Raw genomic sequence first — 14,010 nt, 5'->3', positions numbered from 1 at the left:
ACCCGATGGGCGTGCTCGAGACGATCGGTTCGCCGGCCGACCTGAAGGCGCTGTCGTCGGACGAGATGGTGACGCTCGCCGCCGAGATCCGGGAGTTCCTCATCGACAAGGTCTCGGCGACCGGGGGACACCTCGGACCGAACCTGGGTGTGGTGGAACTGACACTCGCGCTGCACCGGGTGTTCGACTCCCCGGACGACCCGATCATCTTCGACACCGGCCATCAGAGTTATGTGCACAAAATCGTCACCGGCCGACGTGAGGGCTTCGATCGGCTGCGACAGCAGGGCGGTCTGACCGGCTATCAGGAACGCGCCGAGAGCGAGCACGACTGGGTCGAGTCATCGCATGCGTCGGCGGCGTTGTCCTACGCCGACGGACTCGCGAAGGCGTTCGAACTGACCGGGCAGGACATCCGGACCGTTGTCGCGGTGGTCGGTGACGGCGCACTGACCGGTGGGATGTGTTGGGAAGCGCTCAACAACATCGCCGGCGGCGACCGCCCGGTGATCATCGTCGTCAACGACAACGGCCGGTCGTACGCACCGACCATCGGCGGTCTGGCCAGCCACCTGTCGGGTCTGCGGCTGCAGCCCGGGTACGAACGTTTCCTCGACGAGAGCCGCAAAGCGGTGAAGCAGCTCCCGGTCGTCGGACCACCGGCATATGCGGTGCTGCACGGTGTGAAGAGCGGTCTGAAGGATCTGCTCGCGCCGCAGGCGATGTTCACCGATCTGGGGCTCAAGTACGTCGGTCCGGTCGACGGCCACGACATCGGGTCGCTGGAGTCGGCGCTGCGTCAGGCCAAGACATTCGGCGGACCGGTCATCGTGCACACCGTCACCCGCAAGGGGATGGGCTATGCACCGGCCGAGAATCATGAGGCCGACCAGATGCACTCGACCGGCATCATCGATCCCCGTACCGGTCGCGCCACCAGCGTCGCACCGCAGGATTGGACGTCGATCTTCTCGGCGGCGCTGGTCGAGGCCGGCACGCGTCGACGCGACGTCGTCGCGATCACCGCGGCGATGCCCGGCCCCACCGGTCTCACGCCCTTCGGCGACAGGTTCCCGGATCGGATGTTCGACGTCGGTATCGCCGAGCAGCATGCGCTGACGTCGGCGGCCGGGCTGGCGCTCGGTGGGCTGCATCCGGTGGTCGCGATCTACTCGACCTTCCTCAACCGGGCCTTCGACCAGCTGCTGATGGACGTGGCGCTGCTGCGGCTGCCGGTGACCCTGGTGCTCGACCGCTCCGGCATCACCGGCCCCGACGGTCCCAGCCACCACGGGATGTGGGATCTCTCACTCATGTCGTTGGTGCCCGGTCTGCGCGTCGCGGCACCGCGCGATGCGGTCCGCCTGCGAGAAGAGTTCGACGAGGCGCTCGCCGTGGCCGACGGACCCACTGCCGTGCGCTTCTCGAAGGGCGCCGTGCCGGAGGACATCCGAGCGGTTGAACGGCTCGACGACGGTGTCGACGTCCTGTACCGAGCGGCTCCGGGTGTCGGCGAGGCGGCCGGTGACGTGCTGATCGTCGCGGTCGGTGCCTTCTGTGGGCTCGCGGTCGACGCGGCCGAGCGCCTGGGCCGTCAGGGCATCGACGCGACCGTGGTCGATCCGCGCTGGGTCCTGCCGGTGCCGGCCTCGATCGCGAACCTCGCGACACGCCATCGGCTCGTGGTGACCTTGGAGGACAGCGGAGTTCGCGGCGGTGTCGGTTCGGCGGTGAGCGACGCCCTGTCGGAGGCCGGTGTCGCGGTCCCGGTACAGCACCGCGGCATCCCACAGCAGTTCGTCGAGCACGCGTCGCGCGGCGATCTGTTGGCCGGATTCGGTCTCACGGCGCAGGATCTGGCACGGACCATCACCGCCACGGTCGCCGAGATCCACTCGGTCGCCGATCCGGGTGATGCCGACGAACTGTCACAGCCCGACCTGTCCAGCGCACCCGAATCCGACTCCTGAGGCGTACTCGCGGTTCTGCGGGTTTCGACGTGATCCTGTCGGCGGCATAGGGATTCTGTCCGTCGGGGTTCTCGCAGGCAGTGCGAACACGGGTCCTGTCGGCGTCGTGCTGAGTCGTCACTCGTGCGTGACGTCGCCGTCCGCAGCGGCCGTGTCCGTGGCAGCCGCCGCGTTGAGAGCCTCGGCGATCGGCGCAGCACAGAGTTCGCGTTGCCACCGCCGGGCGCCCTCGGCCGCGAGACGGCGATCGATGGACTCAGCTGTCGCCGGAAGATCCACACCGTCCCAACACAGTTGACGCACCACCTCGGGGAGCAGCAGGTTCTCCACCGGGACCTGGTGAGTGTCCGCGATCTCCCTGACGACCGGTCGGACCTGCGCCGCGCGCGCAGCCGCCTCCGGATTGCGCTGATCCCACCGGTTGATCGGTGGCAGGCCGGTCACCGGCGACTTCCGCGGTGGCAGTTGGTCGTCGGGAAGTTCGCGCGCTCGTTCGAGGGCGTCGAGCCAGATCCGGGCCTGGCGTCGTTGGCGAGGCCCCCCGAAAATGGGCAGCCGGGTGAGGTCGGATTGGGTTCGCGGATCCGCGTTCGCCGCCGTGACGATGGCCGAATCCGGCAGGATGCGCCCGGGTGCGACGTCGCGCCGCTGCGCCAGTTCCTCACGCGCGGTCCACAGTTCTCGGACCGCGGCGAGGGTGCGAGCACTCTTGATGGTGTGGATATTGGAGGTCTTGCGCCAGCGGTCGGTCCGGGGCGGTGCCGGGGGGCGGTCGAGTACGAATCGGAATTCTTCACGGGCCCACCGATCCTTGCCGGCGTCGGCGAGCGCCGCATCCATCGCATCGCGTAGCTCGATCAGCACCTCGACGTCGAGGGCGGCGTAGTTGAGCCAGTCGTCGGGTAGTGGCCGTCGGGACCAGTCCGCGGCGCCGTGTCCCTTGATGAGGCCGAGCCCGAGGAACTCCGCCACCATCGCGGCGAGGTTGACCTTGGCCAGGCCGAGCAACCGTCCGGCGAGCTCGGTGTCATAGAGTTCGCGACACACGAATCCGACTTCGCGTAGGCAGGGAAGATCCTGGTCAGCGGCATGCAGCACCCATTCGGGGCCGTCGAGCGCCGCGATGATCGGTGCCAGTCCGGCGGGTTCCTCGATGGGATCGAGCAGGAAGCTGCCCGCGCCGGCGCGGCGGATCTGGATCAGGTAGGCCCTCTGGGAGTACCGGTAGCCCGACGCGCGTTCGGTGTCCACCGCGATGGGTCCGGTCGCAGCGGACAATTTCTCGGCGGCCTCGGCGAACTGGGCTGCGGTGGAGAGCACGGGCGGGACGCCGTCGGCCGGGCTGAGCAGGGGCACGGTGGTCGGTTCGGCGGGCACCGCGCCCGCCTCGGGGTCTTCCGACGATGACCCTGTGTCGCCGTGGTCACCGATACTCATCCCGAGCCGTGCCGATTCAGTTGGGGCCCAGCTCGGTGATACCGGCCGGAGGAAGGCCGGCGGCCGAGGACAGGACTTCACAGAACGCCTCGAGATGGCCGGCGAGGTCCAGGGTGGTCGCGGTCCATGACGCGCGCAGTTCCAACTGATGTGCGCGCGGGGGACCGGCGATGTCGCCGTAGCGCACCGATGTCGTCGATGTCACGGTGCCTCCCAGTGCGGTGACGTCGACTCCGCGAGTCGGGGAGGATCCTGACGTCGCCGTCTCGCCTGCGGGGACACCCAAGGCTTCCGACAGCCAGCTCCAGGCCACCTCGGGCAACAACGGGTCCATCGCCAGGGCGGCCTCGACCTCGGCCTGTACGTAGGCCACCAGACGCATCGTGCCGTTCCACGCTTCCTGGCCGGCCGGGTCGTACAGCAGGATCAGACGCCCGAACGAACTCCCGGTCGAGTCGACCGGGACGTCGTCGAAGTCCTCGGCGGTCCGGACCTCGGCGCCCACCGCGTAGCTGTATGGGGCGAGCCGCTGCGGGGGCCGGATCGGACCGACCTCGATTTCCGACCGGATCCGCGCGGCGTGCAATGACTCGACCGCGGTGCGGAAGTCAGCAGGCTCCGTCGGAGCTCCAGAAGAGGTCACGGTTCGACGGTAGGTCCGGCTACCCCACGGTGGTCGGAGGCGCGCCGACACATGGCAGAGTAGGCACTGATGTCCGAGACAACGCGATCCCGCGCCCGCCGCGCTCACCACCGTCCGCTGGTCGAGGCCGCCACCGGCGGGAAACCCAGCCGCCGGCCCGTCTGGTTCATGCGTCAGGCCGGTCGATCACTGCCCGAATACCGTGCCATCCGTGCCGACCACGGGATGCTCGAGTCCTGTTTCGACCCGGCGCTGGTGTGTGAGATCACGATGCAACCGGTGCGCAGGCACGACGTCGACGCGGCGATCCTGTTCTCCGACATCGTGGTGCCCCTGAAGGCGGCCGGCATCGACCTCGACATCGTCGCGGGTACGGGCCCGGTCATCGCGCAGCCGGTGCGGACGGCCGCGGACGTCGCCGCACTGCCTCGGCTCGAAACCGACTCGGTCGGTGCGATCGCGCACGCCATCGAACTGCTCCTCGACGAACTTCCCGAGGCCGTGGCGATGATCGGGTTCGCCGGTGCACCGTTCACGCTGGCGTCGTACCTGATCGAGGGCGGGCCGAGCCGCACCTACACGCGGACCAAGGCATTGATGCACGCCGAGCCCGACACCTGGCATGCGCTCATGGGTCGTCTCGCCGACCTGACCATCGCGTTTCTGCAGGTTCAGCTGGAGGCCGGCGTGGACGCGGTTCAGCTGTTCGACTCGTGGGCCGGCGCGCTCTCATTGGCCGACTACCGCACCTACGTGGCACCGCACAGCGCACGCGTGTTCGCCGAGATCGCCGCCTTCGGGGTACCGCGAATCCACTTCGGCGTCGGTACGGGAGAACTGCTCGGTGCGATGACCGAGGTCGGCGCCGATGTGATCGGGGTGGACTGGCGGGTTCCGCTCGACGAGGCGGTACGGCGGGTCGGCCCGGGAAAGGCGGTCCAAGGCAACCTCGACCCCACGCTGCTCTTCGCCGGGCCGGATGTCGTCGAGCGCGAGGTGCGACGCGTCATCGCCGACGGCGAGCGGGCTGTACGGGCCGGTGCCACCGGCCACATCCTCAACCTCGGTCACGGTGTCCTTCCCGACACCGACCCCGACGTCCTCACCCGGGTCGTCGAGCTGATCCACACCATCTGATGGCAGGTCGGGCGCGGCGAGTGGCGGTCGTCGGGGCTGGCATCTCCGGCCTGACCGCCGCCTACCGGTTGCGTCAGAAGCTCGGTGCCGACGCGCATATCGACGTGCACGAATGCGGCACGCGTGCCGGTGGTGTGCTGCGCACGGTCGACGTCGGAGGGCGGTCCGTCGACGTCGGGGCAGAGGCGTTCATCGTGCGGCGCCCGGAGGCGCTGGAGCTCGTCGCCGAACTCGGCCTGACCGACCGCATCGTCTCGCCCACCTCGCGCAGACCCGCGGTGTGGTCGGCGGGACGGCTCCATCCACTGCCCACGCCCGCGTTGATGGGCATCCCGGCGAGTGCCGATGCGGTGACCGGCCTCGCCGACCGCGTCGATCTGGAGCGGATCGACGCCGAACCCGACCGACCCTGGCGGTGGGAGTCCGGAACCGACGTCTCCCTCGGAGATCTGGTCGCCGAGCGCTTCGGGCCGTCGGTCGTCGCCCGCAGCGTCGACCCGATGCTCGGTGGCGTGTATTCCAGCCTCGCCGCCGACATCGGTGTGCGCGAAGCACTCCCGGCGCTGGCCGCGCGGCTCGACGCGGGCGCGCCGAGCCTGAGCGCCGCAGTGAGGGAGCTGGTCTTGCAGAGCACGGGTTCCGGTCCCGTCTTCGGAACACTCGTCGGCGGCTACCGGGTGCTGATCGACGCCCTGATCGCGGCGGCCGATGTGGAGCCCCAGCTGTGCTCGTATGTGGCCGGACTCGCGCCGTCACGTGCGGGATGGTCTCTCGACCTGAGTGACGGGCGGACCGCCGACTATGACGGAGTGATCCTCGCCATGCCTGCATGGCAGGCCGGATACACCCTCCGAAAGGCGCTGCCGGAGGTCTCGGAGCCGCTACAGGCCGTTCGCCGGGCGTCGTCGCTCGTGGTGTCCATCGCGCTGGAACCGGGTACCGCGCTGCCGGACCACTCCGGTGTCTTGGTGGCGACCGGCGACAGTCTGCGGGCCAAGGCCTTCACCTTCAGTTCGCAGAAGTGGTCGCACCTGTCCGGCGAGGACGGTCCTGTGTCGGTGCGCGCGTCGTTCGGTCGATACCGCGCGGCCGTGCCGGACGACTGCATCGAACCCGGCGTCGACGACCGGATCCGCACGGAGGCTCTCGAAGATCTCGACGAGGTGTGCCGTGCTGCCGGAGAGGCGGCACCGTCGTCGAAGGTGGTCGAGGTCGTCGTGCAGCGGTGGACGAACGGTCTTCCGGTGTACTCGCCCGGCCACCTCGAATCCATGGCCGACGTCGAACGCCGTCGTCCCAGGGGTCTCGCGTTCGCCGGTTCGGCGTACGCCGGCGTCGGTGTACCCGCCTGTATCGGCCGGGCCGGACGTGCGGTGAACGCTCTCCTCGGCGATCTGACCTGACCGACTGTGCGTCTGACCTGACTGACTGCGCGAACGAGCGCGGTGGCACCATGAACTGCATGAGCCGCTTGGACTATGCAGAACTCAACGCCACCGTCCGCTACCTGATGTTCTCGGTGTTCGCGGTGCGGCCCGGCGAACTCGGCGAGGACCGGGACCAGGTGAAGGCGGACGCCACCGACTTCCTCAAATCCCTGGAGGACTCCGGCGTGGTGGTGCGTGGAGTCTATGACGTCTCGGGACTACGGGCCGACGCCGATTTCATGATCTGGTGGCACGCCGAGGAGGTCGAGCAGCTGCAGGCCGCCTATGCGCGATTCCGCCGAGAGACGATCCTGGGCAAGGCGTGCAACGCGGTCTGGAGCAATGTTGCGCTGCACCGGCCGGCCGAGTTCAACAAGAGCCACATCCCCGCGTTCCTGGCGGGTGAGGAGCCGGGCAACTATATCTGCGTCTACCCGTTCGTCCGGTCCTACGAGTGGTACCTGCTGCCCGATGAGGAGCGTCGCAAGATGCTCGCCGACCACGGCAAGGCGGCCCGGGCGTACAAAGATGTCCGCGCCAACACCGTGTCGTCGTTCGCCCTCGGTGACTACGAGTGGCTGCTGGCGTTCGAGGCGCCGGAGCTGCACCGCATCGTCGACCTCATGCGCGACCTGCGCGCGACCGAGGCGCGACTGCATGTGCGCGAGGAGACCCCGTTCTTCACCGGCCCTCGCGTGGAGCCCACCGCGCTGATCGACGCACTGCCCTGAGGCTGCGACCTGCTGCTGAGGCTCGAACTGCGCTGACTCCGCACGCCCTGACGAATACGCGAGGCGTGCGGGCGCGTCCACGACAATCTCGCTGGTCGAGTAGCAGCGAACGAAGTGAGTCGCGTATCGAGACCGGGGTTGGGGGATCTCGATACGGTCCCTCGCTTGGCGGCTCGGAACCTACTCGATCACCGGGTGGTGTCCCTCGCTTGGCGGCTCGAAACCTACTCGATCGTCGGAGGCTTCGCTGGTGAGCGAATCCGTAGACGCGTGGTGGCGTCGATCGTCTCCGCCGATCTGCCCGCGATACCGGTGACCCCTTCACCACCGCATCCGCACCCGCATGCTCCGTGGAGCGGGCCGGGCGCAGCAGCTAAGCCGCACCACCGGTCACCTCGATGATGGTCCTCGCCACGAGATCCGGGTCGTCGATCATCGGAATGTGTCCGACACCGGGCAGAAGCACCCACGTGGCACCCGGCAACCGAGCTCGTGCGGTCTGGCCATATGTCGCGGCTGGAACGATCTTGTCGAACTGGGCCCACGCCAGAGTGATCGGGCATGGCAGCGGATTCAGTGGTTCGGCCTGCTCGTCGATCGTGTAGTCCTCCAGAAACGGACAGTCGATGATTCCGTCGATCATTTCCACGACCCGCGCCGCCGGTATGCGGTCGCCGTGACATGCGCCCGCACGCACGCTGAGGCGGCGCATCATTGCCGATCTGAGCACAAACGGCGCCAGCGGACGTACCACGGGCGCCAGCCCACGCGCCCTGTGCAGTTGTCCGAGGACTTTTCGATGAGAACTCCTGTCCCACCAGTAACCTGCCGGTGAGAAAGCACAGACGGTTGCGGCGCGCTCACGCCGGGCCAACTCGATTGCCACCCAAGCGCCCAGAGAGCTGCCGGCGAGGTGCGGCCGCGCCAGACCCTGCTCGTCCAGATACTGTTCCACCGCATCCACGAGGTGGCTGACACGCAGGGGCCGGTGCTGGATCGTGGGCCCGTCGTGGTGCCCGAGCAATGTCGGCGTATAGACGTCGTGGTGCGCGGACAGCAGCGGGACGACGTCGCGCCAGATGCGACCCGAATGAGTTACGCCATGCAGCAGGACCAGGGGCGACGTCCGCGAGGTCACGCCACAGAGTGTGCCACTGACGCGGCCTCTGCGGTCACCGAAAGGGTGGGACGAGCGAGGTGCAGGTTCTGTCGGCCCGGTGCAGAAGGCCCGACAAACGGCGGTGAGCTGCAGGGGCCACCGCCGTCACTCGTCGGCCGGCTCCAGCTTCAGGCTGATCGAGTTGATGCAGTACCTCAGGTCGGTGGGGGTGTCGTAGCCCTCACCTTCGAAGACGTGTCCGAGATGGCTGCCGCAATTGGCGCACAGCACCTCGACGCGCCGCATCCCGAGTGAGGTGTCGGCGCGTTCGATGATGGCGTCTCCGGCGAGCGGCGAGAAGAACGAGGGCCAGCCGCAGTGCGAATCGAACTTCTGCTCGCTGCGGAACAGCTCGGCGTCGCAGGCGCGGCAGCGGTACACGCCGACGGTCTTGGTGTCGGTGTACTCACCGGTGAACGGCGCCTCCGTACCGGCCTGGCGCAGGACCCGATATTCGGCGGGGGACAGGCGCTCCCGCCATTCGTCGTCGCTGATCGCCTGGGCGTCGACGGGACCGGATTCGGCGGGCGTGTTCGGACTCATTTCTCCACGGTAGCGACAGTGTCGGCACCCTCGCCACCGTCGGCGGAGCCGGCACGCTCGCCACCGTCGGCGGAGCCGGCACGCTCGCCACCGTCGGCGGAGCCGGCACTCGCGGTGTCCTCGGTCCCATGGCCTGTCAATGCGGGGTCGGCCGCTGCACCCGCACCCGACTCGTCGTCGAGGGAGGCCACGCCGTCGCGGCGCATGTCGAGGTATCGGAACAGCAACGAGCAGAAGACCGCGATCATCAGCAGTGACCATCCCCAGGTCACCTTGTTGAACTCGAGCTGGCGGCCGAATGCCTCCCACTCGTCCGAATAGAACGAGTCGAAGGTCATACATCCGTAGACACCCAGCCACGCGGGCCAGTTGCGCATCGCCGAGCCGGGCAGGAAGACGGTCATCAACAGCGGGAACAGCAGCATCGAGTAGTAGCCCTGTCCGAGCGAGCCGACCAGGAACTCCGTGACGAGCAGGACCCCGGTCGACGTCGCGAGCCAGAGCAGTTCGTCGGAGCGCCGATAGTAGCGGTACAGGAACCAGAGCGCGAAGATCGCCATGAGGACGAACGCGACGCGCAGTAGCAGAACCAGCCAGTCCGCCACACCGAAATACGCGCCGTTGCCTGCGATTGAGCTGTTGTAGTAATCGCGGGACTCACCGAGGTACGGCATCGTCCGGGTGATGAACGACTTGGAGTCGACGATCAACGGCCAGGCCACGATGTTGAGCACGAGCGGGATGCCGATCACAGTGACCAGGACGCGCCACTGACGGTTGAGCAGAGGCAACAGGAGCAACGGCAGCAACACCGGCTTGACGGCGACGGTGAGCCCCAGCGGCACGCCGGCCCACCAGTCGTGCCTGCGCATCATCAGAAGCATGAACGCCACCATGCCCAGCAGGACGAACGAGTTGAAGTTCGTGAAGATCAGGGTGTGCGCAACCGTCTCGGTACAGAAGAAGAAGAACAGGATGACCGGCATCACCCAGGACTTCGCCGAGAAGCCGAACATGCGCGCCAACAGATAGGCGCTGACGACCAGGGCGATGACGCTCGCCGCGATGAACAACCATCGCGACCGCTCCGGATCGATGGCGGCCAGCGGTGCCATGAGCAGGGTCCCCGACGGCGGGTACAGGTAGTGGGGATCGACGGTGTTCAGGTTCTCGTTGTAGACCGGTTGGCCGTTCAGGAACTGCAGTGCCGCCTGGTAAACCGGCTTGAAGTCGTCTGTTCGATCACCGTTGACGGCGAGGATGACCGTGCGGTGGAACATCATCATGATGGTGATCGGCCACAGCACCGTCGGAATGATCCGCTCCGCAGTCATCTGAGGGTGGAGGTACCTGTCGAGAATCGCCACCCGCGAACCGTACTACGTCCGGGCGCGCAGATCCGCATGGCCTGCGGCGTTTGTGGCGAGCGAGGTTGACCTCCCTAGGTGGGGCAGCCCCGTTCGGTCGGCTCACCGAGTGGCTGGTCACCGAGGTACTGCGCGACGACTTCGGCGGCACAGGCGCTGCGCGCGAGCACCGAGTAGCCCAGACCGTCCCACGACACCGTCGTCGGAGTGGTACCGGCCTTGATGAACAGACCACCGAGGGCGCCGGCTCCGCCGCCACCGTTGATCGGATCGTTGGCGCCGTCGAGCAGCAGCGGGTCGACCGGGAGCGCGCTCGGCGGATTGACCTGGGTCGAGGACGCCCACCCGTTGCACCGCAGCAGGGACAGCGCACTGTTGGTGCCGGTGAGCGGGTTCTGCTTGGTCCATGTGTCGATCAAGCCGGGGATCTCGTTCTGTCCGACCGGGCCGGACACGTCGTTGCAGCGGGCCACCAGCTGGCCGTCGGAGGTGCGGAGGCCGTCGGCGCGCTCGGCGAGACCGGCCAGTGCGCCGGTGTCGCCGCGGCGCGCGGAGGCGATCGTGGAGGCGAGGTCGGTTACCGCCTGCGGGCGGTCGGGCGCGAGCGCCAACGACGTCGTGATCGCCGCGAGCGCCTGGGTGTCGGAGATCCGGCCGAGATCTCCACTGCGCCCCTTGGCCAGCACGTCGGCGATCGCGGCGGTGCCGTCGGCGCCCAGTGGGCACGAACCCGCAGCTGCGCACCTCTGGGCAAAGGTGCGCAGAGCGGCCTGCACGCCGGATGCCTGGGCGGCGGCGCGGTCGCGGGCGTTGGCGCCGAACGGGGTCGGGGTATCCAGGATGATGCGTCCGGCGCGCCCGGCGAAGTTGCTCGCGTAGGACAGGACCACGTCGGAGCCCTCACCCACCCCTACGAGGGCGAGCTGATCGACTCCCCACCGGATGCGCAGCGCCTCGATGTCGGCGGCTGCGAACGCCTCACCGAAATCGAGCTGATGGGGATCGAGGGTCTCGGTACACCCATCCGACGCCGACGATGCGGCCCGCGCCAGCTGATCGATCCGCTGCGCCTGTGTCACCGATCCGGCATCGCCGAGGCCGTTCGTACTCATCGCCGACCGTTCGGTGCGGGTCATGCAGTCCAGTTCGGCGCTCGCGGCGCTGCCGCGCCGGTCGATCGCGACGACTGGGTGTTTGGCGAGCAGGCCGCGGCCGGCGCCGCCTGCGAGCAGCATCAGTGTCCGAGACGACGGCAGGTCCGACCCGGAGGTGAGTACCACGGGTGCGGCGTCGGCGGGGGTCGCGGCCACGCTGGCGCGGGTGAGGGCCACCGACAACGTGTCGCCGGTCGGCCGGTACGGGTTGATCGGGACGTTGAGGGAGGCGCATTGCAGCGTGACGCCGGTCGGCGCGTCCACATTCCATCGCTGCGCGGACTGACGAGCACATTCGGTCCAGTCGAGGTCGTTCTTGGGTGCGCCGATCGCCGGCAGACCGGTGGGCGCCGCCGACGAGGTGGGGACGTCGGCGCCGCCGCCCCCGCCCGTGACGACTTTCGGGCCGGGGTCGGGGCCGATCGCGCATGCACTGAGTACGACGAGCGCGGTCAAGGTCGTGGCCGCCGACAGCGCTGCGCTGCGCCGGGGTCCGAAGCCGCGGGCGTACCGTCCGGGTGCTCGTCGCATGCCCGCGAGCCTAGTTGCAGCTCGTCAGGAGGCGGCGGACGGCGTGGTCGTTTGCCGTCATCCCTCGGCGGCGGCCGTGCGCGTCCACCGGATGTAGACGAACCCGTCGTCATCGGTGATGATCGTGGTCGGCGCCATCGGGTGGGTCTCCGCCGCCCCGTTGCCGTGGGCGATGCGGCCCGACTCGCCGGCCACCAACGTCGGGCTGGTCGTCACGCACAGTTCGTCGACGACGTCTGCATCGATGAACGATCCGAGGAGCGACGGTCCACCCTCGCTCAGAACGCTGAGCCAGCCGCGTTCGGCGCAGACATCGAGCACGATGTGGGCATCGACGGTGTCGTCGCCGCAGTCGATCAGGGTCGCGCCGGCGTCGGTGAGCGCTGACCGGCGCTTCGCAGGTGCGGAAGCGCAGGTGAGGATCACGGTGTCGGGACTGGCCAGCGGTTCGTAGTCGTCCGGGATCGACAACGACCGCGACAACAGGGCCAGGACCGGTGCCGGGGCCTGCTCACGCGCAGCCCGGGCCCGGCTGAACACGTCATCCGGCGACGGTTGGCGATACCCCTCGACGACGGCCGTGCGTGCACCGACGATGACCACGTCGGCCAGCGCGCGGAGGACACGGAAGATCGCCTTGTCGCCCGGTCCGGCGAGATCGCCGGATCTACCGTTGTGCGTCACGGCACCGTCGACTGAACTCACCATGTTGACCCGTAGGTACGGACGCGGCAGACACGGTGGCGAGGTCGGCCGCTCCGGGTACGCGTACCGCTCGGCGAGCCACCGCAACGTCGCGGCCTCGTCGTCGGCTGATGTGACCTGAGTCGCTTTCTGTAGACCGAACATGACTCCATCATGTCCGAGGTGGCTACTCTCCATCTATGACGGCACGACTCTGCGACCGAAACCCGAGCGTCGCACCCGAGGCGCTCATCGGCGAGATGGTGCCACCGTCGACGTTCGACTCGGTCAGCTTCGACTCCTACATCCCCGATCCCGCCGAGCCATCCCAGGCGCAGGCGGTCGCCAAGGCCCGCGACTTCGTGGCCCGCGCCGGCAAGGTGCGCGGCGGCAAGCGCGGCCTGTTCTCCCGCAAGTCCACCAATCAGGGCATCGGGCTCTATCTCGACGGTGGATTCGGCGTCGGCAAGACCCACCTCCTCGCATCGATCTACCACTCGATGCCCGAGCCGAAGGCGTTCGCGACCTTCGTGGAGGTCACGCACGTGGTAGGTGCTCTCGGCTTCATCAATGCCGTCGAGCGACTCTCCGACCACACCGTGCTGTGCATCGACGAGTTCGAACTCGACGATCCGGGTGACACGATGCTGGTCTCGCGGTTGCTGACCGAGCTGACGGCCCACGGTGTCTCGATCACGGCGACCTCGAACACGTTGCCCGGGCAGCTCGGTGAAGGACGTTTCGCCGCCCAGGACTTCCTCCGGGAGATCCGGAAGCTGTCGTCGGTGTTCGAGACCATCCGGGTGGACGGCCCGGACTACCGGCATCGCGATCTCCCGCCGGCACCCGAACCACGCAGCGATGCCGAACTCGAGGAGATGGCCGCGTCGACGAGCGGGGCGACGCTCGACGATTTCGACGCCCTGTGTGATCACCTGAGCACCCTGCACCCGTCGAAGTACAAGGATCTGGTCGACGGGGTGTCGCTGGTCTGCATCCGCGGCGTGCACCCGGCCAAGGACCAATCGGTGGCGCTGCGGCTGGTGGTCCTCGCCGATCGTCTCTACGACGCCAACATCCCGGTGACCGTGTCCGGCAGCAAGCTCGACGAGATCTTCACCGAGGAGATGCTCGCCGGTGGATATCGCAAGAAGTATCTGCGCGCGACCTCGCGCCTGCTCGCCCTGTCGCGTTTCGCGGATACGACCGTCTGACGTCCTGGCGCGC

The 14,010-nt window shown here is 68.2% G+C and carries 12 protein-coding genes; 5 read left to right on the top strand and 7 right to left on the bottom strand.

Features of this window, described 5'->3' with window-relative positions:
- The first annotated feature begins 5 nt into the window (after positions 1-5).
- Positions 6-1,970: a 1-deoxy-D-xylulose-5-phosphate synthase gene (gene dxs / locus AC4AMJ_RS12235; RefSeq protein WP_489900857.1), complete on the top strand. Its 1,965-nt coding sequence runs from the start codon at positions 6-8 to the stop codon at positions 1,968-1,970.
- Between the two features lie 117 nt (positions 1,971-2,087).
- Here dxs and AC4AMJ_RS12230 read toward each other — a convergent pair whose 3' ends face one another.
- Together AC4AMJ_RS12230 and AC4AMJ_RS12225 are read right to left on the bottom strand one after the other, a co-directional pair.
- The gene (locus tag AC4AMJ_RS12230; RefSeq protein WP_489918166.1) at positions 2,088-3,407 is read right to left on the bottom strand and encodes an HRDC domain-containing protein; all 1,320 of its coding nucleotides are present in this window, start codon (positions 3,405-3,407) and stop codon (positions 2,088-2,090) included.
- Positions 3,408-3,423: 16 nt separating this feature from the next.
- Positions 3,424-4,050, bottom strand: coding sequence for a DUF3000 domain-containing protein (locus AC4AMJ_RS12225; RefSeq protein WP_489894848.1), 627 nt, complete (start codon positions 4,048-4,050; stop codon positions 3,424-3,426).
- Between the two features lie 69 nt (positions 4,051-4,119).
- Here AC4AMJ_RS12225 and hemE point away from each other — a divergent pair, with 69 nt between their 5' ends.
- From hemE to hemQ, 3 genes are read left to right on the top strand one after another with little or no spacing between them, the layout of a single operon-like run.
- Positions 4,120-5,187 (top strand): uroporphyrinogen decarboxylase, encoded by a 1,068-nt coding sequence (gene hemE / locus AC4AMJ_RS12220; RefSeq protein ID WP_489918165.1) that lies wholly within the window; start codon positions 4,120-4,122, stop codon positions 5,185-5,187.
- On the top strand, positions 5,187-6,590 hold the full coding sequence (gene hemG / locus AC4AMJ_RS12215) for a protoporphyrinogen oxidase (RefSeq protein ID WP_489918164.1): 1,404 nt from the start codon (positions 5,187-5,189) through the stop codon (positions 6,588-6,590). Before hemE ends, hemG begins: the two co-directional genes overlap by 1 nt.
- A gap of 59 nt (positions 6,591-6,649) precedes the next feature.
- A complete protein-coding gene (hemQ, locus tag AC4AMJ_RS12210; protein ID WP_489894854.1) occupies positions 6,650-7,345 on the top strand; it encodes a hydrogen peroxide-dependent heme synthase in 696 nt (231 codons plus the stop codon).
- Positions 7,346-7,718: 373 nt separating this feature from the next.
- Here the strand turns inward: hemQ and AC4AMJ_RS12205 are convergent, their stop codons facing one another.
- The 5 genes from AC4AMJ_RS12205 to AC4AMJ_RS12185 all read right to left on the bottom strand — a co-directional run bounded on the left by AC4AMJ_RS12205 (position 7,719) and on the right by AC4AMJ_RS12185 (position 12,948).
- A complete protein-coding gene (locus AC4AMJ_RS12205) occupies positions 7,719-8,483 on the bottom strand; it encodes an alpha/beta fold hydrolase (protein WP_489918163.1) in 765 nt (254 codons plus the stop codon).
- A 126-nt stretch (positions 8,484-8,609) separates the two neighbouring features.
- The gene (gene msrB / locus AC4AMJ_RS12200) at positions 8,610-9,047 is read right to left on the bottom strand and encodes a peptide-methionine (R)-S-oxide reductase MsrB (protein WP_489894858.1); all 438 of its coding nucleotides are present in this window, start codon (positions 9,045-9,047) and stop codon (positions 8,610-8,612) included.
- Positions 9,044-10,414 (bottom strand): glycosyltransferase family 87 protein, encoded by a 1,371-nt coding sequence (locus AC4AMJ_RS12195; RefSeq protein WP_489918162.1) that lies wholly within the window; start codon positions 10,412-10,414, stop codon positions 9,044-9,046. Before AC4AMJ_RS12195 ends, msrB begins: the two co-directional genes overlap by 4 nt.
- 74 nt (positions 10,415-10,488) lie before the next feature.
- Entirely contained in the window at positions 10,489-12,099 is a 1,611-nt protein-coding gene (locus tag AC4AMJ_RS12190) for an alpha/beta hydrolase (protein ID WP_489918161.1), read from the bottom strand.
- 57 nt (positions 12,100-12,156) lie between these two features.
- The gene (locus AC4AMJ_RS12185) at positions 12,157-12,948 is read right to left on the bottom strand and encodes a pyrimidine reductase family protein (protein WP_489894863.1); all 792 of its coding nucleotides are present in this window, start codon (positions 12,946-12,948) and stop codon (positions 12,157-12,159) included.
- Positions 12,949-12,983: 35 nt separating this feature from the next.
- Here AC4AMJ_RS12185 and zapE point away from each other — a divergent pair, with 35 nt between their 5' ends.
- The gene (gene zapE / locus AC4AMJ_RS12180) at positions 12,984-13,997 is read left to right on the top strand and encodes a cell division protein ZapE (protein ID WP_489894865.1); all 1,014 of its coding nucleotides are present in this window, start codon (positions 12,984-12,986) and stop codon (positions 13,995-13,997) included.
- Positions 13,998-14,010 lie beyond the last annotated feature (13 nt).

The sequence above is a fragment of the Gordonia sp. LMA484 genome (genome assembly GCF_058129505.1).
Note: the sequence above shows the minus strand (reverse complement) of the source record. Positions and strands in the feature narration are given on the sequence as shown.